General features: G+C 73.3%; 29 protein-coding genes. 10 read left to right on the forward strand and 19 right to left on the reverse strand.

Annotated elements, in window-relative coordinates:
• Positions 1 to 19: 19 nt before the first annotated feature.
• From ACK2IS_RS02680 to ACK2IS_RS02695, 4 genes are all read right to left on the reverse strand, one after another.
• Positions 20 to 2080: a neutral/alkaline non-lysosomal ceramidase N-terminal domain-containing protein gene (locus tag ACK2IS_RS02680; RefSeq protein ID WP_409484618.1), complete on the reverse strand. Its 2061-nt coding sequence runs from the start codon at positions 2078 to 2080 to the stop codon at positions 20 to 22.
• Positions 2081 to 2261: 181 nt separating this feature from the next.
• A complete protein-coding gene (locus tag ACK2IS_RS02685; RefSeq protein WP_409484619.1) occupies positions 2262 to 2798 on the reverse strand; it encodes a DUF4334 domain-containing protein in 537 nt (178 codons plus the stop codon).
• A 2-nt stretch (positions 2799 to 2800) separates the two neighbouring features.
• A complete protein-coding gene (locus ACK2IS_RS02690; RefSeq protein WP_409484620.1) occupies positions 2801 to 3268 on the reverse strand; it encodes an NUDIX domain-containing protein in 468 nt (155 codons plus the stop codon).
• A 210-nt stretch (positions 3269 to 3478) separates the two neighbouring features.
• A complete protein-coding gene (locus ACK2IS_RS02695; protein WP_409484621.1) occupies positions 3479 to 4090 on the reverse strand; it encodes a hypothetical protein in 612 nt (203 codons plus the stop codon).
• 354 nt (positions 4091 to 4444) lie between these two features.
• Between ACK2IS_RS02695 and ACK2IS_RS02700 the strand changes: the two genes are divergently transcribed.
• Positions 4445 to 5476: a TerC/Alx family metal homeostasis membrane protein gene (locus ACK2IS_RS02700; RefSeq protein ID WP_409484622.1), complete on the forward strand. Its 1032-nt coding sequence runs from the start codon at positions 4445 to 4447 to the stop codon at positions 5474 to 5476.
• On the opposite strand, the gene ACK2IS_RS02705 is transcribed toward ACK2IS_RS02700, so the two are convergent.
• The 3 genes from ACK2IS_RS02705 to ACK2IS_RS02715 all read right to left on the reverse strand — a co-directional run bounded on the left by ACK2IS_RS02705 (position 5467) and on the right by ACK2IS_RS02715 (position 7697).
• Positions 5467 to 6327 (reverse strand): fructosamine kinase family protein, encoded by an 861-nt coding sequence (locus tag ACK2IS_RS02705; RefSeq protein ID WP_409484623.1) that lies wholly within the window; start codon positions 6325 to 6327, stop codon positions 5467 to 5469. The two genes, ACK2IS_RS02700 and ACK2IS_RS02705, sit on opposite strands and share 10 nt — an antisense overlap.
• Before the next feature lie 92 nt (positions 6328 to 6419).
• Complete coding sequence (locus ACK2IS_RS02710; RefSeq protein WP_409484624.1) at positions 6420 to 6683, reverse strand: metal-sensitive transcriptional regulator; 264 nt, start codon at positions 6681 to 6683, stop codon at positions 6420 to 6422.
• 252 nt (positions 6684 to 6935) lie between these two features.
• The gene (locus tag ACK2IS_RS02715) at positions 6936 to 7697 is read right to left on the reverse strand and encodes a sulfite exporter TauE/SafE family protein (protein WP_409484625.1); all 762 of its coding nucleotides are present in this window, start codon (positions 7695 to 7697) and stop codon (positions 6936 to 6938) included.
• Between the two features lie 36 nt (positions 7698 to 7733).
• Between ACK2IS_RS02715 and ACK2IS_RS02720 the strand changes: the two genes are divergently transcribed.
• Positions 7734 to 9353: an FAD-dependent oxidoreductase gene (locus ACK2IS_RS02720; protein WP_409484626.1), complete on the forward strand. Its 1620-nt coding sequence runs from the start codon at positions 7734 to 7736 to the stop codon at positions 9351 to 9353.
• Between the two features lie 96 nt (positions 9354 to 9449).
• On the opposite strand, the gene ACK2IS_RS02725 is transcribed toward ACK2IS_RS02720, so the two are convergent.
• The 3 genes from ACK2IS_RS02725 to ACK2IS_RS02735 form a co-directional block, all read right to left on the reverse strand.
• Positions 9450 to 9911 carry a DUF3817 domain-containing protein gene (locus ACK2IS_RS02725; protein WP_409484627.1) on the reverse strand — a complete coding sequence of 154 codons (462 nt, stop codon included), beginning with the start codon at positions 9909 to 9911 and terminating at the stop codon, positions 9450 to 9452.
• A 173-nt stretch (positions 9912 to 10084) separates the two neighbouring features.
• On the reverse strand, positions 10085 to 10705 hold the full coding sequence (locus tag ACK2IS_RS02730) for a M23 family metallopeptidase (protein ID WP_409484628.1): 621 nt from the start codon (positions 10703 to 10705) through the stop codon (positions 10085 to 10087).
• A 135-nt stretch (positions 10706 to 10840) separates the two neighbouring features.
• Positions 10841 to 11188, reverse strand: a complete 348-nt coding sequence (locus ACK2IS_RS02735; RefSeq protein ID WP_409484629.1) for a biopolymer transporter Tol — start codon at positions 11186 to 11188, stop codon at positions 10841 to 10843.
• Between the two features lie 129 nt (positions 11189 to 11317).
• On the opposite strand from ACK2IS_RS02735, the gene ACK2IS_RS02740 reads away from it, so the two are divergent.
• Both ACK2IS_RS02740 and ACK2IS_RS02745 read left to right on the forward strand, forming a co-directional pair.
• The gene (locus tag ACK2IS_RS02740; protein ID WP_409484630.1) at positions 11318 to 12178 is read left to right on the forward strand and encodes an SDR family NAD(P)-dependent oxidoreductase; all 861 of its coding nucleotides are present in this window, start codon (positions 11318 to 11320) and stop codon (positions 12176 to 12178) included.
• A 15-nt stretch (positions 12179 to 12193) separates the two neighbouring features.
• On the forward strand, positions 12194 to 12661 hold the full coding sequence (locus tag ACK2IS_RS02745) for an ankyrin repeat domain-containing protein (protein ID WP_409484631.1): 468 nt from the start codon (positions 12194 to 12196) through the stop codon (positions 12659 to 12661).
• Between the two features lie 3 nt (positions 12662 to 12664).
• Here the strand turns inward: ACK2IS_RS02745 and ACK2IS_RS02750 are convergent, their stop codons facing one another.
• Complete coding sequence (locus tag ACK2IS_RS02750; protein WP_409484632.1) at positions 12665 to 13168, reverse strand: metallophosphoesterase family protein; 504 nt, start codon at positions 13166 to 13168, stop codon at positions 12665 to 12667.
• An 87-nt stretch (positions 13169 to 13255) separates the two neighbouring features.
• Here ACK2IS_RS02750 and ACK2IS_RS02755 point away from each other — a divergent pair, with 87 nt between their 5' ends.
• Positions 13256 to 13474, forward strand: a complete 219-nt coding sequence (locus ACK2IS_RS02755) for a hypothetical protein (protein ID WP_409484633.1) — start codon at positions 13256 to 13258, stop codon at positions 13472 to 13474.
• On the opposite strand, the gene ACK2IS_RS02760 is transcribed toward ACK2IS_RS02755, so the two are convergent.
• Positions 13471 to 14316, reverse strand: a complete 846-nt coding sequence (locus ACK2IS_RS02760) for a pentapeptide repeat-containing protein (protein WP_409484634.1) — start codon at positions 14314 to 14316, stop codon at positions 13471 to 13473. The genes ACK2IS_RS02755 and ACK2IS_RS02760 overlap by 4 nt on opposite strands.
• A gap of 185 nt (positions 14317 to 14501) precedes the next feature.
• Here ACK2IS_RS02760 and ACK2IS_RS02765 point away from each other — a divergent pair, with 185 nt between their 5' ends.
• The gene (locus ACK2IS_RS02765; RefSeq protein ID WP_409484635.1) at positions 14502 to 15029 is read left to right on the forward strand and encodes a DUF2087 domain-containing protein; all 528 of its coding nucleotides are present in this window, start codon (positions 14502 to 14504) and stop codon (positions 15027 to 15029) included.
• Between the two features lie 74 nt (positions 15030 to 15103).
• On the opposite strand, the gene ACK2IS_RS02770 is transcribed toward ACK2IS_RS02765, so the two are convergent.
• Positions 15104 to 15847 carry a TSUP family transporter gene (locus tag ACK2IS_RS02770; RefSeq protein ID WP_409484636.1) on the reverse strand — a complete coding sequence of 248 codons (744 nt, stop codon included), beginning with the start codon at positions 15845 to 15847 and terminating at the stop codon, positions 15104 to 15106.
• Between the two features lie 256 nt (positions 15848 to 16103).
• Here ACK2IS_RS02770 and ACK2IS_RS02775 point away from each other — a divergent pair, with 256 nt between their 5' ends.
• Positions 16104 to 17483 (forward strand): sensor histidine kinase, encoded by a 1380-nt coding sequence (locus tag ACK2IS_RS02775; protein WP_409484637.1) that lies wholly within the window; start codon positions 16104 to 16106, stop codon positions 17481 to 17483.
• A gap of 23 nt (positions 17484 to 17506) precedes the next feature.
• Here ACK2IS_RS02775 and ACK2IS_RS02780 read toward each other — a convergent pair whose 3' ends face one another.
• Positions 17507 to 18190, reverse strand: a complete 684-nt coding sequence (locus ACK2IS_RS02780) for a response regulator transcription factor (protein ID WP_409484638.1) — start codon at positions 18188 to 18190, stop codon at positions 17507 to 17509.
• A 95-nt stretch (positions 18191 to 18285) separates the two neighbouring features.
• Here ACK2IS_RS02780 and ACK2IS_RS02785 point away from each other — a divergent pair, with 95 nt between their 5' ends.
• Together ACK2IS_RS02785 and ACK2IS_RS02790 are read left to right on the forward strand one after the other, a co-directional pair.
• Positions 18286 to 18942, forward strand: a complete 657-nt coding sequence (locus ACK2IS_RS02785) for a DUF1345 domain-containing protein (RefSeq protein WP_409484639.1) — start codon at positions 18286 to 18288, stop codon at positions 18940 to 18942.
• Between the two features lie 258 nt (positions 18943 to 19200).
• A complete protein-coding gene (locus ACK2IS_RS02790; protein ID WP_409484640.1) occupies positions 19201 to 20568 on the forward strand; it encodes a thioester domain-containing protein in 1368 nt (455 codons plus the stop codon).
• Between the two features lie 172 nt (positions 20569 to 20740).
• On the opposite strand, the gene ACK2IS_RS02795 is transcribed toward ACK2IS_RS02790, so the two are convergent.
• Positions 20741 to 21298, reverse strand: a complete 558-nt coding sequence (locus ACK2IS_RS02795) for a class F sortase (protein ID WP_409484641.1) — start codon at positions 21296 to 21298, stop codon at positions 20741 to 20743.
• A 203-nt stretch (positions 21299 to 21501) separates the two neighbouring features.
• Positions 21502 to 22158, reverse strand: coding sequence for a DUF305 domain-containing protein (locus ACK2IS_RS02800; protein WP_409484642.1), 657 nt, complete (start codon positions 22156 to 22158; stop codon positions 21502 to 21504).
• 246 nt (positions 22159 to 22404) lie between these two features.
• On the opposite strand from ACK2IS_RS02800, the gene ACK2IS_RS02805 reads away from it, so the two are divergent.
• Complete coding sequence (locus ACK2IS_RS02805; RefSeq protein WP_409484643.1) at positions 22405 to 22533, forward strand: hypothetical protein; 129 nt, start codon at positions 22405 to 22407, stop codon at positions 22531 to 22533.
• Between the two features lie 165 nt (positions 22534 to 22698).
• Here ACK2IS_RS02805 and ACK2IS_RS02810 read toward each other — a convergent pair whose 3' ends face one another.
• From ACK2IS_RS02810 to ACK2IS_RS02820, 3 genes are all read right to left on the reverse strand, one after another.
• Entirely contained in the window at positions 22699 to 23526 is an 828-nt protein-coding gene (locus ACK2IS_RS02810; protein WP_409484644.1) for a MerR family transcriptional regulator, read from the reverse strand.
• Between the two features lie 460 nt (positions 23527 to 23986).
• Positions 23987 to 25003 carry a GNAT family N-acetyltransferase gene (locus ACK2IS_RS02815; RefSeq protein ID WP_409484645.1) on the reverse strand — a complete coding sequence of 339 codons (1017 nt, stop codon included), beginning with the start codon at positions 25001 to 25003 and terminating at the stop codon, positions 23987 to 23989.
• 236 nt (positions 25004 to 25239) lie between these two features.
• Positions 25240 to 25500, reverse strand: coding sequence for a hypothetical protein (locus ACK2IS_RS02820; RefSeq protein ID WP_409484646.1), 261 nt, complete (start codon positions 25498 to 25500; stop codon positions 25240 to 25242).
• Between the last annotated feature and the right edge of the window lie 464 nt (positions 25501 to 25964).

Here is a 25964-nt window from a genome sequence, read left to right on the forward strand (position 1 = left end):
CGCAGGGTAGCCGCAGCGGTCAGCTGACGGTGACGGTCCGCGAGGTGCCGGTGAAGGAGGTCCGGGCGCCCAGGAGCGATCGGGCGTCGCCGTGATGGACGAGTCGGTAGCTCCCCGCCGGGGTGTCCGCCGGCACCTGCCAGGTGACGGTCGCGGTCGACCTGGCGCCCTGCACCCGCCGCCACCGGTATGTCGTCGACACGTCGCCGTCGTCGGCCACGGTCTGCCACGTCCCGTCGACCAGGCGCTGCACCTCCAGGAAGGTATCGCCGCGGCGCAGCGCGTTCTTCGGGTGCCCGGTGACGAAGACCGCCGAGATCGTCTGCCCGGGACGAGCCGTCGCGGGCGCGTCGGTCACCACGTCGCCGAAGGCCCGCCCCGGGGGCGGCTCGTCGGCCAGGACCCGGGGCTGCCAGTCGGCCTTGGCGAAGGGTGGCGCCATGGGTCGGGCCTTGTCCGGCGTCGGCCGACCGGCCTGCATGGCGGCGGCGATCTCCGACAGCTCCTGCTGGTATGCCGGCAGCTGCCATCGCCCGTTCAGCGTCGACCCGCCCTCGTACTGCTGGGAGTCGTACTCCTCCGGGGTGACCGTGTAGTCGTTGTAGTCCCCGGCGTACGGCTGGAGGATCACGTCCTGCAGGTCCGCACCGACCGTCTCGGCGATGCTGCGGCGCAGGCGAAGCCCGGCGACCGCGGAGATCTCGCCCGGCACCGTGGCGATGACCAGCTGGCCGAGCCGGATCGTCTGCAGCGGCAGCACGTCCGGCGTGATGCCGAGCGCGCCGGTGGCGACGATCGAGGCCTTGGGGTGCTGACAGGTTTTCAGCGCCTCCGGCACGGGTGTCCGCAGGGCGTCGGCGACCGCCTGGATCGGGGAGACGAGCCCCTCGGTGAACCCTGCGAGCGCCGGGCCGTCCTCGGTCGAGCCCGCCGCCATCGAGGCACTCACGGCGCCGCGGCAGGTGGTGTGCGAGCGACCGTCCCCGGTCCAGCGCGGCGCCACCGTGGTCGCGCCCAGGTCGACGTACCGCTTGCGGTGGTCGATCGACCCGGTCACCGGCACGGCGGGGGCCGGGGCGAGGGCTGCGGCGGCCTGGCGCCGGCCCATGATCAGCGTGTTCCGGATCGGGTCCTTCGTGGGTCCGGAGCCCGGCTGGAGGTCGAGGTTGGGGGACTGGTCGCCCTGGGCCCCGGCGGCGAAGGCCGCGACGTAGGCCTGGGGGTCCTTGTCGCGGTAGCGCACGCCGTGCAGGTCGTGCTCGACGTGGTAGGCCGCGTAGCCCTTGTTGTCCGGCGACAGCAGCGTGTTGGTGCCGGGCAGCGAGGTGGCGTGCACGGCGAACCAGTTGAGCAGGCCGACCTCCCGCCCGCCCTGGCTGAACCGCAGCGTCACGCTCTCCGGCGCGCGGCCGTCGGGGAAGGGCGCGCGGTCCCCGGCCGGGTCGCGGTCGAAGGCGACCTTGGACCGGTTGACGTTGCCGTCGTCCAGGGTGCTGCGGGAGATGGTGATGCCACCCGGGCGCAGGTCCTTGTCCGCGGCGACCAGGGACTCCACGATGCCCGAGGCGATGGCGTCCATGAGCTGGGCCTGGAAGCCGTTGGTCGCGAGGTTGTAGGCCACGTTGCCGCTGTAGCCGCCGGGGCCCGCGTGGGTGTGGGTGCCGCTGATGACGACGTTGTCGCGACCGTAGCGGTCGGCCAGCCCGGCGGCTCGCAGCCGCCGCTGGACCTCCTCGTCCACCGACCGGAAGTCCATGCCCATCTCGGCGACGACGTAGGCGATCCGGTGGCCTGCCCGGTCCTGCACCACGAAGGTGCGCGCCCGCAGCCGCTGCCAGATGCCGCTCGCCACCTGATCGGTCCTGGAGTAGCCCATCATCCCGTTCTCGGCGGCAGGGCCGGTGATGTCCGCGATCGCGCGCCCCACGAGGAAGCCGCCCTCGTCGGCCGGGCCCGCGGCAGGCCGGGCGCCGGCGGCGCGGTCGGTGACCGGGGTGAACGCGGTGGCCGTGGGGGCGGCGACGGCGGTCAGGGTCAGGGCGAGGGCGAGGGCCCCGGTGGTGAGGCGGGCAGACGTCATCGTCGAGCTCCTGTCGTGGGTGGGTCGACCCTTGCACAGGGGAGTCGTACGGGCGAGAACCGTTGCAGGACGACTCGATGCCGCCGCCCGGCGGTCCCCGGGAGGCGGCGGTCACCGACGACCCGGCCGCGGGCAGCGGGCTGGTCGGTGGGCGTGGTCGGCGAGGGCCGCCCGGCTGGGGTCAGGGGCGTCCGGCAGGGTCCGGCTCGCGGTGCAGGAGGAAGTACAGCGGCTGGCTGCCCCGCAGGTCCATCAGTCCGAGCAGGATGTCCTCGTCGACCCGTCGCAGGTGGTCCACGATCGGCTGGTGGTCGTAGGCGATGGCCGTCGAGACCACGCCACGGTGCTCCACCGGGCGCAGCCGCGCCCGCGGGCGGGTCGTGGCCAGCAGCGGCCGGGCCAGACGCAACGCCGTCGGGGCGAGCGGCAGGCGCAGCGTCCAGGGCAGTGCCTGGGCCACCGGCACCGGCAGCCGCAAGGGGTCCAGCTCCCACAGGTCGTCGCGGCCGCCCCAGAGCAGGGGGTGCACGTCCTCGGCGGAGCGAAGGTCCTTGCCCCACCAGCCCAGTCGCGTCAGCGCCCCGTTCAGCGGGTGACCCGTGCGCACCTCGCTGCCGCGCCACCGGCCGAGCACCTCCGGGAGAGTCACGGGCGGCAGCGCGTCATACCGCTGCAGCGCCTGCTCGGGGGTGAGCGGCTGCTCGCGGCCGGGTCCCACGGTCAGGCGGGGACGCCGTCGACCGGGCGCCCGTCCTCGAGGTAGACGCACCCGTCGGCCCGCAGGCCCACCGCCACCCGGCGGCGCACCCGCTTGCGCAGCAGGTCCAGAGCCTCGTCCACCGGCGCCCACCGGTGATCGCTGATCTCCTCCTCCTGCAGCCGGATCCGCTTCGCGTCCTTGGCCGGCACGGTGCCGCAGTGGAACAGGAACCGGATCGCCAGCGGCTCGTGCTCCTTGGCGGCCTTGGTGTCCACGACGACGAGCCGTCCGCGGTCGACGACCAGCCCGGTCTCCTCCCGCACCTCACGACGGCAGCCCTCCCAGGGGGTCTCGCCGTCGGCCTCCATGATCCCGCCGGGGATCGTCCAGCCGGACTTGTAGGTCGGACGCAGGATCAGCAGCCGACCCCGCTCGTCCAGCAGGATCGCACCGCAGGACACCGGGATGGCGGGGGGTGACCAGCTCATGGCGTCGATGGTATGTCGGTGACCGTTCCCTCACCTCTCGTGAGCCCCTCACGTGACGTGCAGGTGGCTGTGCCGGGTGGGCCGGATCGTGCGGGTCGGCGCCGGCACGGCCGAGGGCCCGGCGGCCTCCGGGGGAGGGGCGCCGGGCCCTCGCGGTCCGGTGGTCGGTGTCGTCGGCGGCTGGGCGGCTCGCCACCGGCCACCCGCCGGTCAGGCCGCGCCGCTCGCGGCGGCGGTGGGCCGGTCCTGGGGAGCCTGCCGACCGGGTCGACCGGGCCCCGCGCCAGGACCGTCGTGCTCGCCGGAACCGTCGTGCTCGCCGGGGCGACCGTGCTGGCCGTGCCGGCCGGGACCGTCGTGCTCGCGGGGGCCGCCGGTGCGGACGTCGACGGTCCTGAGGTCCTGGGAGACCTCGATCCTGACGGGCGACCCCGCCTTGGAGCCGAGCACGTCGTAGGAGCCGTCGGGGTCCTTGCGCGCCTCGCGCACGGTGACGGACGAGTCCGTGGCCCGGACGGCAGCCTGGACCTTGGCGAGCTCGTCGCCGGTCACCGCGGTGTGCCGGTGCACCCCGCCGTGGTGTCCCCGTCCGCCAGGACCGCCCGGAGCGGCGGGACCGCCCGGACAGCCCGGGTCGGCCTGGTCCGGGGTCCCGGCGCCGGGGGCGTCGTCCCCTGGCTGGGCCCCGGCCTGAGCGCTTGAGCTCGACGTGGCCCGGGGCGAGGGGGTGGTCGAGGCGTTGGCGGCAGCCGCGCCGCCCGCGATCACGAGCCCGGCAGCGGCCACCGCTGCGGCGGTGAGGATGCGGTTGTTCTCAGCCATGGTCACTCCTGGAGAGTCAGGTGCCGTGGGCACCAGCGGGGTGGTCCCGCCGACGACCACGGTGCGTGTCCGACCTGTCGGAAGGCTGTCAGGAGCGTAGGTCCTGCCCCAGAACGACGGACGGTGGTGCCCTGCCCGCGCCACCCTCCCGGCCCGGCGTGGTCGGCGCGGGGCGTGGCGCCCGTGCTCGCCTTGCTGGATCTGGCAGTTATCCATTACTGTCGGTTATGCGAGGGGAGTACTTCCCAAGTCTCGACCCGGTCACGACGGCGGTCCTCACCGCCTCGGGCGAGCGCCCCGCGAGGGGTGAAGGAGACCTCAGACACCGCCTGTCTGACCCCTCGAGGAGCCGTGATGAGCCCTGCGCTCTCCTTCCCGTCCACCCTGGCCGCGGCCGATCCGCTCGACAGCCTCGGCACCATCGGCACCCCCTCCCTGTGGGCCCTCACCATCGGCGGGATGCTGGCCCTGCTGGCCCTGGACTTCCTGATCACCCGCCGGCCCCACGCCGTGGGCATGCGCGAGGCGCTCGGCTGGTCCGCGTTCTACGTCGCCATCCCGGTGGCCTTCGGCGCCTGGGTATGGCGCCGCCACGGCAGCGAGCTGGGCGTCGAGTACTACACCGGCTACCTGGTCGAGAAGACCCTCTCGATCGACAACCTGTTCATCTTCATGCTGCTGCTGACCGGTTTCGCCGTACCCAAGGCGCTGCAGCAGCGGGTGCTGCTCATCGGCATCGCCGGCGCGCTCGTGCTGCGCGGCCTCCTGATCGCCCTCGGGGCGACGCTGATCGCCACCTTCTCCGCCGCCTTCCTCGTCTTCGGGCTGATCCTGGCCGTCACCGCCGTCAAGGTGCTGCGGGACGCCCGCTCCGACGACCACCAGGTCAGCATCGACGACCAGGCGGTCGTCCGCCTCGTCCGTCGCTTCTTCCCCGTCACCGGCGACTACCGCGGCACCGCGATGACCGTGCGCGAGAACGGACGCCGCGCCGTCACCCCGCTGCTGCTGGTCGTGCTCGCCGTGCTCGGCACGGACGTGATCTTCGCGATCGACTCGGTGCCCGCGGTCTACGGCATCACCGGCGACCCCTACCTGGTCTCCGCCACCAACGCCTTCGCCCTGCTGGGCCTGCGCGCGCTGTACTTCGTCCTCGAGGGCGCGCTGTCCCGCCTGGTGCACCTGTCCTACGGCCTGGCGCTGATCCTGTTCTTCATCGCCACCAAGCTGATCCTGCACTGGGCGCACGGGGTGTGGGCCTGGGTGCCCACCGTCCCGACGCTCGCCAGCCTGGGGGTGATCGTCGCGATCCTGGCCGCGGTGACCGCCACGAGCCTGTGGGCGACCCGCGGACGATCCTGGCAGGGCCGGAGCGCTCAGAGGTAGCCGCGCATCGTCCGCAGGGCGCTGCGGCCGTAGCCGCCGCCGAAGAGGATGGCGTGCACGAGCAGCGGCGGCAGCTGGTACCACCCCACCCGGTCGCGCCAGCCCTCGGCGAGCGGGAAGGCCTCGTCGTACGCCCTGAAGACCTCTGCCCCGAAGCCGCCGAAGAGCTGCATCATCGCCAGGTCGACCTCGCGGTGCCCCCAGGACGCCGCGGGGTCGATCAGCCACGAGCGGCCGGTGCGGTCCACGAGCCGGTTGCCGCCCCACAGGTCCCCGTGCAGGAGCGCGGGCGGCTCGACCGGTCCGCACAGCTCGTCGGCCCGGGCGGCCAGCCGGTCCACGAGCGGCAGCGCCGCGGGGTCGAGCCGGTCGGCCTGCACCGCGCGCTTCGTCAGCGGGCGGATCCGCCGCTCCACGAAGAACTCTCGCCAGTCCTCGGTGGGCGTCAGGTCGACCGGCTGGGAGCCGATGAAGCCCGCGAGCGCCTCGTCGATCGCGCCGAAGGTCGGGTGGGTGGTCCGGTGCAGCCAGGCCAGCGCCCGACCGAGCTCGGCCTCCGTATGCCGCTGCGGGCGGCCCTGGTCGATCCACTCCAGCACCAGGCCGGTCCGGTCGGCGCGCAGCACCCGCGGCACGCCCAGCGTGGTGGGGACGTGCTCGCGCAGGATCGCCAGGCCGGCGGCCTCCCGCTCGAACAGGTCCGGCCCCGGCCGGTCGCGGGTCTTGAGGAAGAGGGGCCCGTGCGGCGTCTCCAGGCGGTAGGCGCGGGCGATGTCGCCGCCGCTGACGGGGGTGGCGCTGCGGACGTCGAGCCCGGCGACGAGGGCGGGCGGGAGGGTGGGGAGGTGCATGTCCTCGTCATACCCCCTGACGGGGCTCGGCGGGCAGCGCCACGACGGCGGGCAGCCTCGCGCCCGGTCGCGAGGTGCGAGGCTGCGCGGACTCAGGCCAGGGACAGGAAGAGCTTCTCCATGGCCGCGAGATCGGCCTCGCGGTCGGGGTTCTCGGTGGTGAGGCACTGCTGCAGGCCGGTCGAGATCAGCGCGAAGCCGGCGCGGTCCAGGGCCTTGGAGCAGGCGGACAGCTGGGTGAGGACGTCGCGGCAGTCCCTGCCCTCCTCGATCATCCGGATCACCGCCGCGAGCTGCCCCTGGGCGCGGGCGAGTCGCTTGAGGACGGGGTCGAGGTCGTCGGGGTCGAGCTGCACGGGTGCCTCCTGGTGAGCGGGTGGGGGTGTCAGCGGCCGAGCAGGCGGGCGAGGAAGCCGGAGCCCTTGACCTGGTCGACGTGGCGACCGCAGCCGGCACAGGTGGTCTTGCCGCAGGTCTGGCACGTCACGGGACGACACATGTCAGGACTCCTTGCTGCCGGGGTGGTGCTGATGGTGGGGGTGCGGTCGGGCGGAGGGGGGAGAGCCCGACCGCACGTCGTCACGCTACCACATACCCCAGGGGGTATGTCAGAAGAGCTGCGGCACGTTCAGGGTCGCCACCACCGCGGCCACCAGGACGAGCAGCACGGCGAAGGCGCTCTGCAGGCGGGCCTGGCCCACCCGGCGGCCGAGCGGCGCACCGAGCAGGGTGCCGACGACCGTCAGCAGCGCGAACGGCAGGATCACCAACCAGTCCACGACCAGGCCGCCCGCGGCGCGCGAGGCCAGCGCGCTGGCGGCGTTGATGGCGATGACGAGCAGCGAGGTCGCCACCGCCGTGGTCATCGACAGGCCCAGCACCAGCGTGAGCGCGGGCACCACCACGAAGCCGCCGCCGACGCCGAAGAAGCCCGTCAGCAGGCCCACCCCGGTGGCGGCGGCGACGCGGACCGGCCAGCGGCGCGGCTGCGGCGGGGCGGCGGCAGACGCGCCACGAGATCGCCTGCGCCACATCAGGGTCGCGACCACCAGCAGGAGCGCGGCGAAGGCGGTCATCAGGACGGGGCCGGGCACCTGGGTGGACAGGCGCGACCCGACCAGGGCTCCGGCCGTGCCGAGCAGACCGAAGGTGAGCCCCTCGGTGACGCGCACCTCGCCCGCGCGGAGCCGGGGGACGAGGCCGACCAGCGAGGACGTGCCGACCACGATCAGCGAGCCGGTCGTCGCCGCCGAGGGCGCCTGGTGGGCCAGGTAGGTCAGGATCGGGACGGTGAGGATGGCGCCGCCGCCGCCGAGGGCGCCGAGCAGCAGGCCGACGAGGACGGCGAGGGGGATCAGCCACGGGGTCATGCCGGGATAATACCCCAGGGGGTATATGGTGGCGCCATGAACATCGTGATCATCGGGGGCGTCGCCGCCGGCATGTCCGCGGCCGCCCGCCTGCGCCGCCTGGACGAGTCCGCCCGCATCACCGTGATCGAGCGCAGCGGCCACGTGTCCTTCGCCAGCTGCGGGTTGCCCTACCACGTGGGCGGGGTCATCCAGGAGCGGTCGGCGCTGCTGCTCCAGACCCCCGACACGCTGCGGGCGAGGTTCGACCTGGACGTGCGGGTGGGGACCGAGGCCGTGCGCATCGACCGGGCGGGTCGGCGGGTCGTCATACGGCACCTGGAGTCCGGCCAGGAGGAGGAGCTGTCGTATGACGCCCTCGTGCTGGCCCCGGGGGCCCGTCCGGTCCGGCCGCCGGTCCCGGGCATCGAGCGGGCGCTCGCGCTGCGCGACGTGGAGGACACCGACGCCATGGTCGCCGCGGTCGAGGGGGCGCGGACCGCGGTGGTCGTCGGGGGCGGGTTCATCGGTCTCGAGGTCGCGGAGAACCTGCTCCGCCGCGGCCTGTCCGTCACCCTCGTCGAGGCCACCGCCCAGGTGATGGCGCCGCTCGACCCCGAGATGGTGGCGCCGGTGCACCGGGTGCTGCGCGAGGCCGGCATCGACCTGCGGCTGTCCACCTCGGTCACCGCGATCGACGAGGACGCCGTGCAGCTGTCGACCGGCGAGCGCGTGCCCGCCGACGTCGTGGTCGCCGCGATCGGGGTGCGCCCCGAGACCACCCTCGCCGAGGCGGCCGGGCTGGAGCTGGGGGAGCGCGGCGGGATCCTCGTCGACGACCGGCTGCAGACCTCCGACCCGGCGATCTATGCCGCGGGCGACGCGGTCGAGAAGCGCGACGCCCTCGACGGCTCCGACGTGCTCGTCCCGCTCGCGAACACCGCCAACCTCCAGGGCCGCCGGGTCGCGGACGTGATCGCCGGGCGCGAGGTCTCGGACCGGCCGGTCCTCGGCACCGCCGTCGTCGGCGTGCTCGGCCTGCAGGTCGCCACCGTCGGCTGGAGCGAGAAGCGGCTGCGCGCCGCCGGCCACGAGCCGCGGATCATCCACACCCACCCGCTCCACCACGCGGGCTACTACCCCGGGGCGACCGGCCTGGCTCTCAAGCTGCTCGTCGACCCGGAGACCGACGCGATCCTGGGCGCCCAGGCCGTCGGGCGCGAGGGTGCGGACAAGCGGATCGACGTCATCGCCACCGCCATGCGCGGCGGGCTGACCGCACGCGAGCTGGCCGAGCTGGAGCTGTGCTACGCACCGCAGTTCGGGGCGGCCAAGGACCCGGTCAACATGCTGGGCTTCGTGGACGAGAACCTCGCCACCGGGCTGGAGGTCAACGTCCAGTGGCACGAGGTCGCCGCCGCGCAGGAGGCGGGCGAGGTCGTGCTGGACGTCCGCACGCCCGAGGAGTTCGCCCGCGGGGCGATCCCGGGGGCGATCAACATCCCCGTGGACGAGCTGCGCTCGCGGGCGGCCGAGGTGCCCGAGGGCGACCTGATCGTGCACTGCGCCGTGGGGATCCGCGCCCACGTGGCCGCGCAGCTGCTCGGCCGGCAGGGTCGGCGGGTGCGCAACCTGGACGGCGGCTACACGACCTGGGCGGCCGCCACGGGGGCATGACACCCGGTGGGAGCCCGGCCTCAGGACGGGGCCGGGACCGGGCCCGGGGGTCGTCGGCGGCGGGGCCGGGCCCCGGCGCTCCTCGGCGGCGGTTGATCAGGCGAACCACCGGGTCGGCGGACCCGCGACCAGGAGCCCGGAGAACACCACCGCCAGCGCCACGACCGCGGCGACGCCCGCGGCCATCGGGTGCCGCAACGCCCACCCCACCAGCCGCTCCAGCGGGCCCCGGGCCGCATCGTGCAGCAGGCGCCAGTCCCCGGCCACGAGGCCACGCCGCTGCGCCGACCGCTCGAAGGGCACCGTCGCGTAGGGCAGCACGGCCGACCCCAGACCGACGAGCAGATCCCGTGCGCCCCAGCGGTGGTCGACGACGATGAGCACGGTGACCAGCGCGTAGGCGAGGAAGACGAACCCGTGCACCCCGCCACCGATCCGGGTGGCTCCGTCCAGTCCGGCGCCGTGCTTCAGCGCCATACCGAGGAGCAGCAGGGTCCAGGTGACCATCTCGGCGCGAGCCAGCGCGCGGTGGAGTCGGGCGGGTCGGGCGAGTCGCACGGCGACACCTTCCGGTGCGGGGACGGGGGCACCATCCTCCCAGCCCCGCCGCCCCGCCCCGCCCCGCCCCGCCCCGACCTGACCAGACCTGACCAGGATCGTGTGCGTCTGCAGCCGGATTTCGGCGGTAGCCGCACACGATCCTGGGAGTGGAGCGGAGCGGGGCAGTGGGCTCAGCGCGCGGCCAGGTGCAGCACCCGGCCCGGGTCGACGGCCCGGGTGTATGTCGTGCCGGCGGGCCGCACCTCGACGTGCAGGTGCGGTCCGTCGGCGCGCTCCACCCCGCTCATCCCCGACCACCCGAGCAGCTGGCCGTTGCGCACGACCTGCCCGTCGCGAACCGTCAGGCGGGACAGGTGACCCAGCACCACGTCGGTGCGACCCGCCCGCAGGATCAGGCGGTGTCGCCCGTAGGCGCTGCCCGTGGTGCGCGGGTTGACGAGCGCGATGCCGCCGGACCCCGCAAAGACCGGTGTCCCCACCGGCATGTCTACGTCCACACCGTGGTGGACGCCGCCGCGCCACCGGCACACCGCGGCCTTGCGGTACCACGGGCTCGGGTTGCAGCCGAAGCCGATCATGACCGGGTGCGCTCCGGCATACCACGGGCTCGTGAAGCAGCGCCGGTCGCCGGTCCAGAAGCGCTGCACCCCACGCCAGGTCGTGCTCGTCACCGGGCAGCGCCACACCCCGGCGGCGGGCGCGGACGCGGACGCGGCCTCGGGCGCAGGGGCAGCGGCCGGTATGGCGAGCACGGCGGCGGCAACGGCCGCGACGTGACTGATCTGGCGCATGATCGATCCCCCGTCGAGGGCACGTCACCCGCGTGCCCGGTGCCGACCAGGCTAGGAGTCGGACGGGCGGGAGCGGTGCCCTTCCGGGTCAGGACCACCCCACCGGCACCCGTCACCGCCCAGGATCGTGTGCGGCTACCGCCGGATCTCGGCGGTAGCCGCACACGATCCCGGGCCAGGGAGGGGAGGGGTGGGACGGGTGTCCAGCTCGGCCAGCGCCGCCGTGGCTCGCTCGTGGCGCTCGTCCTCGGTGAGCTCCCACCACGGCGCGCCCCGCTCGCCCAGACCGGTCTTGGCCAGCTGGACCCGGTCCCGCCAGGGTCGGCGGGCCTCCTCGCCGCGGGTGCGACCGATGGCCGAGCGGGCCTTGCCCAGGTGCTGCCGCAGCCGGGCCTGGACGTCCTCGTCGAGGATCGGGTCCGTGGCCCGCCAGCGGCGGCCGTCGACGACGATGTACCGCCCGTCCGGGGTGTGCTCGACCATGTCCGCACCGTAGTCGCACCAGGTCCTCGGTGCCCGGACCTCCGCTCGCGCCGCGTCCGGACGGTTGAGGGGGGCGGGCACCGGGGTAGGAAGTCCTGGTCGTCCTTCCGCCGTACCTCAGGAGACCTCGTGCCCCGCCTCCCCTTCCCCTCCGCTCCCACGGCCACCCCCGACTGGCTGGACGGCGTCGTCCTCATCACCGGCGCCTCGTCCGGCATCGGGGCCGCCCTGGCCCGTGAGGCCGCCTCGACCGCCGCGACGGTCGTGCTCGTCGCCCGCCGCCGCGAGCGGCTGGAGGCGCTCGCGACCGAGCTCGCCACCGTCGACCGGGCCGGCCGCGCGCCGCTCGTCGTTGACGTCCGCCCCGCCGACCTGTCCACCCCGCAGGGGGTTCACGGCCTGGCCGAGGACGTGCGCGGTGCTCACGGCCACGTCGACGTCCTCGTCAACAACGCCGGCTTCGGCGACTACGGGCTGCTGGAGGAGGCCGATCCGGAGCGGATCGCCCGGCTGGTGGCCGTCAACGTCACCGCGCCCACCCTGCTGACCCGCGAGCTGCTTCCTGGCATGGTCGCCCAGGGCCGCGGCGCCATCCTCATGGTGGGGTCCAGCGCCGGGCAGACGCCGACGCCAGGGGCGGTGGTCTACTGCGCGAGCAAGTACTTCGTCAACGGGTTGTCCGAGGGTCTGCGGGCCGAGCTCGTCGGCACCGGGGTGACGGTGACGCAGCTGGCGCCGGGCCCGGTGGCGACCGAGTTCGACGAGGTGTCCGGGATGGGGCCCCTGACGAATGCCGCGGGCTTCGCCCGGATCTCTGCCGAGCAGTGCGCCCGTGAGGCCTGGGTGGGGCTGCAGGCGGGCGCCCCCCTCGTCTATCCCGGCGCGGTGCTGCGGGCGTCGATGCGGGCCAGCGCACTGCTGCCGCAGCCCGCGCTACGTCCTGCTCTCGCCCGCCTGGGGAAGCAGATCCGTCGCGACCGCGGTCGCTGAGCACCGGGAGCCACCATGACGTCGCTCACCGACGAGGAGCTCGCCTTCCTCCACGAGGTCTTCGAGGCCGCGCGCACGGGTCGGGTCGACCTGGTCGCGCCGCTGCTCGACCAGGGCCTGACCCCCAACCTCACCAACGCCAAGGGCGACACCCTGCTGATCCTTGCCGCCTACCACAAGCAGCGGGACATGGTGCGGGCCCTGCTCGAGCACGGCGCCGACCACGCCCGGGTCAACGACATGGGCCAGACGGCTCTCGGCTGCGCGGTGTTCCGGCAGGAGCCGCAGATCGTGGTGGACCTGCTGGAGGCGGGGGCGGACCCGGACGCCGGGGGCCGCAGCGCCCGCAGCGTGGCCGAGTTCTTCCGGCTGGAGGAGATGGCCGCGTTGCTGCCTCCGGCCGCCGGTCCCTCGTCCCCCACCCCTGATCACCCCACCCTGGAGGCGCCGGCCGCGCCTCCCGAGGCCGCCCGCGAGAGCTGACGGTCAGGGCTGGTCGGCGGGCAGCGGCACGATCTCGCTGCGCACGACCCGCCCACCGGTCAGCTCCAGCAGTCCGTAGGTCCCCACCGGCTGGCGGCGGCGGTCGGTGGGGGAGCCGGGGTTGAACAGGTGCACCGGCCCCTCGGGCTCGTCCAGCGGGATGTGCGAGTGGCCGTACACCACCAACCGCGCCTGGGGAAAGCGCCTGTGCATGCGCGCCGCTCGCCCGCCCCGCGGCCCCGCGTCGTGGATCATCGCGACCAGCACCCCGCCGAGCTCGAGCTCGAGCGTCTCGGTCGCGCCCCAGGCCGCGACGTCCGCCCCGTCGTTGTTGCCCAGCACCACGTGCACGGGGGCGTAGGCCGCGAGCGTGTCCAGCACCGACGGCTCGCACACGTCGCCGGCGTGCAGCACCAGGTCGGCAGCCGCCAGCGGCTCCCGCAGGCCCTCCGGCAGGGCCTTCCAGCGGCGGGGCGAGTGGGTGTCGGCGAGGACCAGGACGCGCATGCGGCGAACCTACCCGGACGGCTGTCGTGGTCGGGAGATGACGACTGTCATGGGTCGATCCACCTGCGCGGCAGCAGGATCGAGGGCATGGACACCGAGACTCTGTCGTTCCTCGCCCTGGCCGTCACCATGCTCTACGGCGTCGGCTTCACCGCGATCCACGCCGACGGCTATGCCGCGATCGGCGGGGTCGTCGTCGCCCTGATGTGGATGGCCGCGGGCACCTTCGGCCAGCACGGGCGCCGGCGCGAGCGCGACCTGCGCCGCCGGGAGCGGTCCCGGTCCGCGGCCTCGACCGACGCCTAGGCGGGCCAGTGCCGCGGCGGGTGCAGCCGCGGTGGCAGGGCGGTCGCGGCGTCACCCAGCGCTGCGTTGACCTGCGCCTGGGTGAGATAGAGCGTATGCGTGAGATCGACGGCCCCCAGGCGACAGTCGCGCAGGTCGGCGCCGAGCAGGTCGGTGCGGTCCAGGGTCGCGCCGGTCAGGTCGGCCCCGATCAGCAGGGACCCGCGCAGGTCCGACCCGGTCAGATCGGCTCCGCGCAGGTCGGCTCCGGCGAGATCGGCGTATGCCGAGAACCTGCGTCCCCCACGCCCTCTCGCCCGACCGGCTCGCGCCGCGGCTCCCGCCCGGAGCGCCGCGCTCGCCCGCACCAGCAGCGGACCGGCCTGTCCCTGCAGGGAGCTCGCGGCCTCAGGCGTCAGCTCCGGGGCCGGGGCGGCGGCCAGGCGACCCGCCCGCTCGCCCAGCGCGGTCACCTCCGCGAGCAGGTCCGCCGGCAGCCCCTCGGCGTGCCGCTCGACGAGATCGCCGGCGTACCACCGCACCTCGTGCACCAGCCGCATCACCTCGAAGGCTGCGACCATCTCCGGCGCAAGCTCGGGGGAGTCCGCCCAGGTCCTTCCGGCATACGTCACCTGGACCACCTGCTGTCCCGCCCCGAAGCACTCGAACACCGTGCACCCGCGCCACCCCTCGGCGCGCAGCCGGTCGTGGATCTCGCAGGAGTGGTCAGCAGCCAGGTGCCGGCAGGGCACCGCGGCCGGCTTCCCGACCGGGAAGTCGCTCGACCGGGCGAACGGCAGTGCGGTGCAGCACAACCCGGCGCAGCGGCCGCAGTCCGCCCGCAGCTCGTCCGGAACTCCCATGACGTCACCCTCGGTCGTGTGGCAAGGTGGAGCCGGCGGCGCGGTCCAGCGCCCAGCCGGCACCAGGACCCCAGCTCCGGTGCGACGGCGAAGGGGAGCAGATCCTCGGACCACGCGAGCCGATCCGTCGTTCACGTCCGGCTGCGTCGGCAGGCTGGGGATGCGGCACGCAGACCGAGGTGACCATGACCGACGACCGTGACTTCAAGGACCTGGTTCGCGCGCGGATGCGCGAGACCGGGCAGCGCTACACCGCGGCGCGCGCCGACCTGCTGGCCGCCGATCCGGGCACCCCGGGCCGCGAGGGCGTCCCGAGCGCCCCCGACGTCGAGGGGGACTCGCACCCGGACCCGGCCTACGACGCGGCGCGGCAGGAGCACGAGCGCGTCGTCGCGCGCTTCGTCGACGAGGACGGGCGGCTGCGCTCCTTCCCCGCGCGGCGCAGGGTGCGTGCCCACGTGCTGCTGCAGCTGGTGCGCCTCTTCGAGCCCGGCGAGGAGTATGCCGAGAAGGAGGTCAACGCCCGCCTGATCGCGGTGCACGAGGACTTCGCGTTCTGGCGCCGCGAGCTCGTGGACTACGGCTACCTGCACCGCAGCTCGGGCAGCTACCGACTCGCGGACGAGGTGCCGGAGCGGCCGGCGTTCTGGCGGGACGAGCTCCCCGCCTGGGAGGCGGTCTGGTTGCCCGGCTACCTCGCCGGGCGCGGCTGAGCCGCTGCCGGGACGAGGAGGACACGCGGGGGGCCGCGGGCCGACGGGTCGGCCGATGCCGGAGCGGAGGGTGCTCAGCGGTGGGCCAGCCACCAGGCGAGCCCGACGCCGGCCACCGCGACCGCCCGGCGGATGGTCGGCTCCGGCACGTGGTCCTGGAGCGCGGCGCCCAGGTGCCCGCCCGCCACGCACCCGAGGCCGAGCGCCACGGCGGCCCACCAGTGCACCACCCCGGACAGGGCGAACAGCACCGACGCCACCAGGTTGGTGACCGCCAGCAGCACCGACTTGAGGATCATCGAGCGGGCGAAGGTCTCCGTCGACGCCAGCAGCGCCACGGCCAGATAGATGGTGCCCGCGCCGGCGCCGAAGTAGCCGCCGTACGTGCTCATCGCCAAGACCCCCGCGAGGTAGACCCAGCGCGGGGCCGTCCGTCCGCCCTGCGCCGCCCGCAGCCGCGGCGACAGCAGCACCAGCACCGAGGCGACCAGGACCAGCCAGGGCACCACCGCCTCGAAGGATCCCTCGCCGCCGGCGAGCAGCAGGCCGCCCCCGAGGAGCCCGCCCAGCGCCGACAGGGCCAGCTGCAGCAGCAGGTCCCGTCGCCCGCCCGCCAGCAGCGTGGACGTGGACCGGGCCGCGGCACCGGCCCCGATGCCGACCAGGCCGATGGTCTGGCTGACGTTGGCGGCGACGGGGGACAGACCGGCGGCGAGCATCGCCGGGAAGGACACCAGCGAGGCCATGCCCGTCAGGTAGCCGACCACCCCTGCCCCCACGCCCGCCCCGACCAGCAGCAGGAAGGTCGACGGCGTCATACCGGCAGCATCGCAGACGACGCCGCCCGTCCCGCGCGAGGCGGACGGGCGACGAGCAGCGGGGGTCGGGCCACGAGACGATTCAGCCTCTGCTCAGCCGTCGGGTGAGACCGTGACCACGGTCGGGGTCGCGTCCCCCTCGCTGTCGTCGCGGCCCCGACCACGGCGTCGGAGCGGAGGAAGGGCCGGGGTGAGCAGCACACGGGTCGACGTGGCTGCCCCGCCATGGCCCTCCCTGCACCCTAGCCTGGCTCGTATGACGAGCCACAGCGTGCTGCTCACCCGCCTCGGGCGGGCGTCGCTGCGCACCCGGATCCTCGTCGCCACCGCCCTCATGGGGGCCCTGACGCTGACCGTGGCGCTGGCGGCCTATGCCCTCACCCTGGACCGCATTCTCTATGTCTCGGCCACGGCGGAGGCGTCCGACCGGGCGCAGGACGTGGCAGCCGAGCTCGCCGACGGCCAGACCCCTCGGGAGGCCCTGGCGGGGGCACCCACCAACGGCGCGCTCGTGCAGCTGGTCGACCGGGCGGGGACGGTGCTGGCCAGCTCGGACCCGGCCGTCGCCGACCAGCAGGTGGCCGATCTGCACCCGGGGCCTGGACAGACCCTCACCACTCAGGTCGACGGCGTGCGACCCGACCCCAAGGACCCCTACGCGGTCGCCGCACGCGGGCTTGCCCGGCCCATCGACGGTGCCGTGACGGTGCTGGTGGCCTCCCCGCTGCAGGTGGAGACCACGCTGGTGAAGGGGGCGACCGCGGCGCTGGGCTGCCTGGCGGCGCTGCTGCTGGGCGGGTTGCTGTGGCTGATCGGCCGGGTGCTGGCGAGCGCCCTCGGCAAGGTCGAGCAGATCCGCGTCTCGGTGGCCGCGGTGCAGGCCGCGGGGTCGACGACGCGGGTCCCCGTCCCGTCGGGCGGGGACGAGATCGCTCGCCTGGCCGAGACGATGAACGCCATGCTCGACCGGATCCAGCGGGCCGACGCCTCTCAGCGCGCCTTCGTCAGCGACGCGTCGCACGAGCTGCGCAGCCCGCTCACGACCATCCGCGCCGTGGGGGAGACGTCCCCCGGTGGCATCGACGAGGAGGGCCGCCAGGTCGTGCTCGCCGAGACCCTGCGGATGCAGTCCCTGGTGGAGGACCTGCTGACCCTGGCGCGGGCCGACGACCCGGGCCGCCGGTCCGTGCAGGCGGACGTGGACCTGGACGAGGTCGCCCTCGCCGAGGTCCGCCGGATGCGCGCGACCAGCGGGTTGACGGTGACCGCCCGGGTCGAGCCGGTTCGGGTCTGCGGGGACGCCCGTCAGCTCACCCAGGTGCTGCGCAACCTGATGGACAATGCCGCCCGCCACGCCGGGACGGGCATCCGCGTCCAGCTCACCCGCGTCGACGGGCGCGCCCGGCTCGCGGTCGACAACGACGGCGCGCCCGTGCCACCGGGCCAGCGCGAGGCGGTCTTCGACCGGTTCGCGCGTCTGCAGGACGCGCGGGACCGCGACTCCGGGGGCAGCGGGCTGGGTCTGGCGATCGTGCGCGCCCTGGTGTCCGGGCACGGCGGTGAGGTCGTCGCGACCGAGGCCCCCGACGGGTGGTGCCGCTTCCAGGTCGAGCTGCCCCTGCCGCAGGAGGACTGAGCCTGATGACGATCCGGGCGTCGTCAGTCCGCCGTCGACACGGCCTGCAGCTGGTAGCCGGCTCCGCGCAGCGTGACCAGCGAGCGCACGCCGAAGGGGGCGTCGATCTTCTTGCGCAGGTAGCCCACGTAGACCTCGACCACGTTGTCGCCGCCCTCGTAGGCGGGGTCCCAGACGTTGTCGAGGATCTCGGCTTTGGACACCGCGTCGCCCTGGCGCCGCATCAGGAAGTGCAGGAGCGCGAACTCCTTGGCGGTCAGGGTGATCGGTGTCCCGGCGCGGGTCACCGAGTGCCTCGCGGGGTCCAGCTCGAGGTCCCCGGCCCGCAGCACGGTGGGTCGCTCGGGGGCCCCGCGGCGGACCAGGGCCCGCAGCCGCGCCACGAGCACGACGAAGCTGAAGGGCTTGGTCAGGTAGTCGTCGGCCCCCAGGTCGAGGGCGTCGGCCAGGTCGTACTCCCCGTCCTTGGCGGTGAGCATGAGCACGGGTGTCCACACGTCGGCGGCGCGCAGGTTGCGGACCACGTCGTAGCCGTGCCGGCCGGGCAGCATGATGTCCAGGACGATCACGTCGTACGCCTGGTCGGTCGCGAGAAACTGCCCGGTGACCCCGTCGTGGGCGACGTCGACCACGAACCCCTCACGCGTGAGCCCGCGGCGGACGGCCTCGGCGATGTTGACCTCGTCCTCCACCAGCAGGACCTTCATGCGGCACCTCCTTCGTGCCCCACCACCGTAGGTCACCGGCGCCGCCGGTGCGCCCTCGCCGCGACGTCGTGGCCCCAACCCTGCAGGAGGCCGGCATGATCCGTCACAAGGCTCTGGGACGAGCGGCGATCGCCATCGCCCTCGGCGTCCTGGCGGGGGGCGCCCTCGCCCTGGTGGCCGCGCCGGTGATGGCGGTGATGTGCGGGTGGATCGTCCTGGCGGGCAGCTACTGCGTCCTCACCTGGACCCATCTGCGGCGGATGACCCACGAGCAGGTCCGGGCGCACGCGACGGCCGACGAGTCCGGGCGGGCCGGGACGCACGTCGCCCTGGTGGGCGCCGCGGTGGGCAGCTTGCTCGGGGTGGGGCTGCTGCTCGCGGCCGGCTCGGACAAGGGCAGCACGCTCCCGCTCGGGGCGCTGGTGGGCACCCTGTCGGTCGCGGCCTCGTGGACGCTCGTGCACCTCGTCTACACGATGCGGTATGCGCGGGCGCACTTCAGGGACAGCGGCGGGCACGGCGTGGACTTCAACGCCACCTCGGACCCGGACTACCAGGACTTCGCCTACCTCGCCTACACCCTGGGCATGTGCTACCAGGTCTCGGACACGGCGATCAACACGAGGGCGGTGCGGCGGCTGGCGCTGCGCCACGCGATCCTGAGCTATCTGCTCGGTGCGGTCGTCGTGGGCACCACCATCAACCTGGTCGTCCAGATCGCCTCGACCACGCTCGGCGGCGCAGGGGGCTGACCCCGAGATCGCGTCAGGCCTCCTCCCCGGATGGAGCAGCCGACCACGAAGCGATTACAGGTCAGTGGATCTTGTGCGGGTAGTTCACGCTACGGACCGGTAGCACTGGGTCGCTGTCCGAGGTCGTTGCCACCCCATTCGGGTGGAAAGTCGCTTTTGAACGTTAAGTTCCCTGGTCAGAGCACCTGTACAACGCAATGGTGAGCGGGTCATTCCTCTTGCGCCTCCAGAGCGCAAACTCGCTGAAAGGCACCCGCCGTGCGCGCTCATCCTCTTCCTGTCACACTCGCGCTGGCGCTCAGCGCCGCCTCGACGATCAGCGGCCTCACGGTCGCCCCGGCCGCCCACGCCGACGACCGGGCCGAGGCCCTCATCGCCAGCACCTTCCCCACCCGCGAGATCGCTTTCTCCAACCACATCGGGGCGCGTCCGGCCTACGTGGGCCTGGACCTGGATGGTGACCGCGAGGTGGACCGCTGGGCCTACTGCATCGAGCCGGACGTCCCGCTGTCCGACGGTGTTCTCAACCGGACGAAGCGGCTGACGACCTACCAGCTCAGCAGCTACCAGATCGCCGACAAGGGTCGCCTGCGCTGGGTCATCGACCACGGGTTCGGCTCTGCCAGCATGTCGACGCTCGCCGACAAGATCGGCGTGGACATCACCAACGCCAGCCCGAACAAGGTCCAGTCGGCCATGGTTCACGCCACCGCGGCCGCCGTCTGGCACTTCTCCAGCGGCCTCAACGTGAGCAGCGCCTACAGGTTCGACACCCGGATCGTCGGCGAGGCCGAGGTCACCAACCAGGTCTTCACCAAGACCTACGAGTACCTCCTCAAGGCGAGCAGCGCGTCCACCAACGGCATGTTCGTGTGGGACAGCCTCCCGGGTGAGGGGCGCTCCCAGGGCGTCATCGACATTCACCCCGACAAGCCGGTTCCCACGCCGACGCCCACGGAGACGCCGAAGCCCACGCCGCCGTGCCCGAAGCCGGAGCCGTGCCCCACGGAGACGCCGAAGCCCACGCCGCCGTGCCCGAAGCCGGAGCCGTGCCCCACGGAGACGCCGAAGCCCACGCCGCCGTGCCCGAAGCCGGAGCCGTGCCCCACCGACACCCCGACGCCGACCCCGACGGACACGCCCCCGTGCCCCAAGCCGGAGCCGTGCCCCACCGACACCCCGACCCCGACCCCGACGGACACGCCCCCGTGCCCCAAGCCGGAGCCGTGCCCCACCGACACGCCGACGACGAAGCCGACCGACACCCCGTCGCCCGAGCCCACCAAGACCGGTTCGCCGACGCCCAAGCCGACCGACACGCCCACCAACCCCGAGCCCACGGTGACCGCTCCGTCGGTCGTCGTGCCGCCGGCTCCTGAGGTCGAGGTCGTCTGCGGCCCCGACAACGACCGCATCATCACCGGCGCCACCCCCGGCGTCGACTGGGTCGTCTCCGAGTGGAGCAAGGGCTCGATCAAGGTCGTCGCCAAGCCGCAGCCCGGCACGAAGTTCGACAAGTCGGCGAAGACCTCCTGGATCTTCACCGACCAGAACACCCCCTGCTCGCCCGAGGTGCCGACCAAGCCCACCACCCCGGACGTGCCGATCTTCAACAGCGGGCTGTGATCTGCACCGCTGACTGACACGTGTGCCCCGGGTCCGACGGACCCGGGGCACACGTGTGTGACGGTTTCCTGCAGGGCGCGACGAGGGGGCCTGACGCGTATGGCGTCAGGCCCCCTCGTTCCCGTCTGGTCAGGGTGCCCCGGAGCCGCCGACGGCGGCTCCGGGGCACGGCTCAGGCGGCCACCAGACGCGCGATGTCGTTGTGGGTGTCGTTGGTGACCTCGCAGGTGATCAGACCCAGCTGGCGCGCCCCCGAACGGGCCGTGACCCACGCGGGGAGCTTTCGCTTGTCGACGCCAGGGAGCACCTCTGCGACCTTCCAGGTGCGTCCGCCGATGGTGGCCGTGTCGCCAACCTTGAGGCGACGGACGTCCTCCAGGGCGCCCTTGCTCGAGGGGTCCTTGGTCGAGTGGCCGACGATGATCGTGGTCCCCGCGGTGGCATCCATGGGCTGGCTGCCCGTCCAGCGGCAGACCGACCGGATGTCCGGCGGCGGCGTCACCATCTTGTTGCGCGTCGAGCACTCCGTGACAGGTGCAGCGACCGACAGGGCAGGCAGGGCCAGCGTGTTGGGGTCACCCTTCGCCGCGGCGCTCGACGGGGTCGTCGTGCCGGCCGTGGTGGCCGCCGGGGCGGCTGCGGTGCTCGTGGTGGTGGACGTGGCAGCACTGCTGCAGCCCGCCACCAGGAGGGCGAGCGTCGTGGCAAGGACGGGTAGTCCGCGGTTCATCAGGGCTCCTCTGGGCGCAGTGGCCTCGACCAGGAACGTGGGAGGCCTGGTCGCACGCTAGCGAGCCGTCGTGCCACCGCGTAGTTCCAGGTCATCCTAGGCGTCCATGACCACGCGGGCGGCCCCACAGGGCTGCACGAGGCAACCGGGCGAACGCGCAGCGCACACGCCTTCGTGCTGGTCCCGGCCTTCGGGCCAGACGGTCAGCTACCCGCGAGAAGGCGCTTCATCTGGTCGATCTCCGGCTGCTGGCCGGCGAGGATGCTCTGCGCCAGCTGTCTGCTCCCGGCGTCCTGGCCCTGCCTGAGCTCGTCCTGGGCCATGACCAGCGCGCCCTGGTGGTGGGCGATCATCGAGGTGAGGAACTCCCTGTCGAAGGCCTGTCCGCTCAGCTTCCTCAACGTCGCCATGACCTGCTCCTGGGACGCGCCGTTCATGTCCATGCCGGGCATCTGCATGCCCGCGTGCGGGTTCTCTGAGGACTCGCCCCAGGACGTCAGCCAGCCCTTCATGCGGGCGATCTCCGGCTGCTGGGCGGTGGCGATCCGTCCCGCGAGCGCCTTGACCTCCGGGCTGCCGGCGCGCGTGGCCGCGAGGGCCGCCATGTCCACCGCGCCCTGGTGGTGGGCGATCATCAGCTGGCTGAACATCGTGTCCGCGGCGTTGTGGGCGCCGGTGGTGGCCGCGGACGTGGATCCGGTGGGCGACCCCGAGGTGGCCGCGGTCGGCACGGCCGCAGTCGTCGTGGCCACCGAGGAGGTGGTCGCGGTGCGGGTGGCGTCCCCGGACGCGCCGCAGCCGGCGAGGGTCACGGTGGCCAGGGCGGCGACGGCAAGGGTGCGGGCTGTGGTGTGCGGCATACGGGGAAGGATGCGGCCTGCGGGATCCCGGTGGGGCCTTGTCTCGCCGTGAGCCGTCCCAGGGATCGTCCGGTCGCGCCGTCAGGGGGGCAGGATCGGGCGCGCCGAGCCTGTCCCGGCGTACGGTGGTCTTTGACGGGCAGCGATCACGCGGCCCCTGACGACGGCTCGGCGCCGCCGCGACGGCATCCGCCCGGTGAGACCTCCTCCTGACCTCGCCGTCGCCGTCCAGGAGATCCTGACCGGGTGGGACCCGACCGGCGTGCACCCCGGCGGCCCCACGACGAGGACGACTGCCTCATCCCGGATCTCGTCGCCCTGGTGGTCCGCGGTGCCGGCCCCGAGACCTTCTGGCGGCACCTGGAGGGCGTCTGAGGGGCTACCCGGGGCGGGAGGTGGGGGTGCTCCCTGCCGACGCCAGCGCCGCCCGGCCGCTCTCGCGAGCAGGTCCGCCTCGACCGGCATCACGAGACACGGCCCGGGATGCTGCGGGGCCCTGGGCAACGCGCCGGTCGACGTCACCCAGGGCCTGGCGCACGGTCAGGCCAAGGGCTGGCAGACCTCGGTGACGAGGTCACCGGGACCGACCTGGTCGGGGGTGGTCAGATAGCAGTTGAAGGTCTTGGTGGCCGCCGTGATGCCGTGAGCGGGACGGAGGCCGTCGGTGGTGATCCGGGCGTTGATCTCGTCGTGCGCCGTCGAGATCTGCTCGTACGGCCCGGCCACTCGTGCCACCAGGCAGTCCCGCTCGGGCAGGGTGATGACCTCCAGGGGTGCGGTGGCGGTCGTGGCGGGGTCGACGGGGACGAAGATCTGCAGGTCGACGTCGTGCTCGGTGTACTCGTCGTCGTGCTCGATCACCCCGCACGGGCCGGTCGGGGTGATGCCCTGGGCGGTGAGCAGTGGCGTCATCTGCTGCCAGAGCCGGGGCTCGTCGGCGTAGGTGGGGACGGTGCCGCGCAGCGCGACGACGGTCATCGCGGGGATGGTGCGGCGTTCGACGGTGATGGTCATGGTGGGTTCTCCGTGCGTGAGCATGCGGTTGATGAGGGTCACCCGGTGCTGGCACGCGCGCAGCTCGTCGGCGAGGGTGGCGCGCTGGAGCTCCAGCGCGTTCGTCCAGGCGTCGGTGCCGCGGGCGGCGAGGAGGGCGCTGATGGTGGAGACGGCGAACCCGACGTCGCGCAGGGCACGGATCTCGGCGGCGGTAGCCAGCTGAGCAGGCGCGTAGCGGCGGTATCCCGTCGAGGGGTCGACAGCCGCGGGCACGAGGACGCCGTGGGCGTCGTAGTGGCGCAGCATCCGCACGGACAGCCGCGACAGGCGACTGAACTCGCCGATCGTCATCAAGGTCGTGGTCTCGGCCATGACTCGAGCCTGACGTCTACCACCGTGTCAGGGTCAACCCCGCGCCCTCGACGTCTCGCACGAGCGCCACAGCACGGGGGGCCGGAGACCACCGACGACCGACACCCCGTGAGCCACGTCCTGCGGGCAGTCACCGGCCGGCAGCAAGCCACCCGGTTCCCTTTCGATGGTCTGTGCGCGTCTCGTTCTTGCCGTTTTCGTGCTCACGCTCGTCTCACCTTCGATGCTCGCGGGCACATGCTCCGCGACCATGTCCGCACGCGTCGCGAATGAGTCGGACGGGACCGCCCGGCGCAGTCCCGTTCACCTCTGCGACGGCTATCTGCCGAGCACTCGACTGCGTGCCAGGGGACGTCTTCTCCCTGCGCAAGGCCTGACATCTGCCTTCCTCACCCGTACTCATCTGGCGCATCGAGGGCGTTGTCTCCTGCTGACGTCCGACGGGTCTCTGACCGCCTGGTCACCGTGCTCGAGGTGTGCAGTTGGTCGCCTGCAGCTGGCGTTGCAGCTCGACGCCTGCTCCGACGACGGCGAAGCCGAGCCGCTCGTTGATGGCAGCCATGTGGGCGTTCGTGTCCGCGGTGCTGGTCACGACGCTCGAGCGCCCCGGGAAGGCGGTGGCTGCTGCCCGCAGGTTGGCGACCTTCACGGCCACCCCGAGCCTGCGCCCGCGATGTTCGGGGACCACGATCGTGCCGTGCTGATGGAAGACGTCGGACGACGAGGCCAGCATGGCCGTCGCAGCGGCGACGGTGCCGTCCGGGGCCACGGCCACGGCGAGCAGCCGGTGGCGTCCGCCCTCGACGTCGAGCGCGATGCGCCGCCGATAGCTCTCGACGTCCCACCCGGCGTCGACGACGTCCAGGTCGCCGCTGGGCGCTTCGAGGGCGATGCGGTTCATGAGAGTGACGAAACCACCCATGAGGTGATCGGGCAGGTCGTCCACCGCGGTCACGATGTGGTAGCCGGCGTGATGGGCCGCAGCCTCCCGGGCGAGCTCGTCGAAGTCCGGCACAGGCAGGGGAAGCGCTCGTGACACGACCACCTCTCCGGCCCGGAAGCCGTGGGCCAGAGCGAACCGGCAGAAGGGATGATCGACCCCTGCACCCGGTGGCAGCGCCACCTCGGCGTCGACGAGCACCCGCCCGGACGCCACCACCTTCTCGACGACGGCCTCGGTCAGGGCGTGCCCGACCCCTCGACACCGGAACTCGGGAGCGACGACGACATTCGCGAAGGCACGGTCGGGCGTCGAGGCGTGCAGGTGGATCAGCGCCAGCCCACACGTCACCCCGTCGAGCACCGCGACGAGGGGGACCGGGGTGCTGTCGGGCGACGCGCGCAGGAAGGGGCGCACCTCGCCGTCAGCGGGCACCGGCATATGGGGTGCGTCGGCTCGAGCCGCCCGCTCGAAGACGCGACAGAAAGCGTCGAAGTCGCCGTCGTCCTCGACGTCGACCGAACGGATCGTCAGCACGTGCCCTCCCGGGGATCGAACAGCCCCGCTCGGGGTGGTGCCCCCTGCGATGCAGCCGTTCTGTTCACCGCCGGAGCGTAGCTCGGGCAGATAGGCACGGGCATCCTCTTCCATGGCACCGGACCCAGCGGGCGGCGGTGGTCGCGCCGCCCAGACACGGCCATGAGGTGCTCGCACGCACATGCTGCGCCGGAGGCGGCTGAGCTCGCCCGCTCAGGCCACGTGTGGCTCGTGATCTACGAGACGTCTGTCGGGCGGGTGCAGATGAGGTGCGCGGTCTCGGCGACAGTCCGGACAGCCTGTGGGGTGTCGGGGTCGAGGAGCAACCGATTCAGCTCGTCGAGGCCATCCTGGTTGGCTTGGTGCGAGGAAAGCACGCCGGCGAACCACGAGTCGACGACGGCGAAAGCCATCTCCTGGTCGTTGCTCGGTGGCCCGGCCCCGGCCGGGACCTCGCCCCACAGGCTCTCCAAGGCCTGCACCTGGGCCACCGTCATCAGCGGGCAGGGTCTCGTGCATACCTGCTCTTCATCGCGTTGGCCGTGGTCCACCTCGAAGCCGCACTCGTCGCACATGTCGTTCAGGTGAGGCCCCGCGCCCGGATGGTCCGCCCAGGCGTGCCCGCACTGGCCGCATGATCCGAGAGCGCGCAGCAGGCGCGATCGCTCGCGACGAGCGCGTCGACGAGACAGCCATGACATGCAGAGTCGCCTCCGTCGCCCCCACCGATGAGAAGGCCCCCATCTTCGCGGCATGCAGCCCCGCATGGGGCATCGCGCTCATCATCTGGCCAGCCGACTGGGCCTCCTTGCCCACCCACGGCCTGGGCGCCTGTCGGAGCATCGCCAGCACGCTCGTGCCGGCACCGGGCATCAGGCAGACCCGCCTCACCCAGCGCCTCAAGCAGGCCGTTCGATCGCACGTCTGTCTCCGACGCCGACTTCGGCGATGTCGGCGAGAG

This window comes from Arsenicicoccus dermatophilus (assembly GCF_046267915.1).
In the GTDB taxonomy this organism is placed as follows: domain Bacteria; phylum Actinomycetota; class Actinomycetes; order Actinomycetales; family Dermatophilaceae; genus Arsenicicoccus; species Arsenicicoccus dermatophilus_A.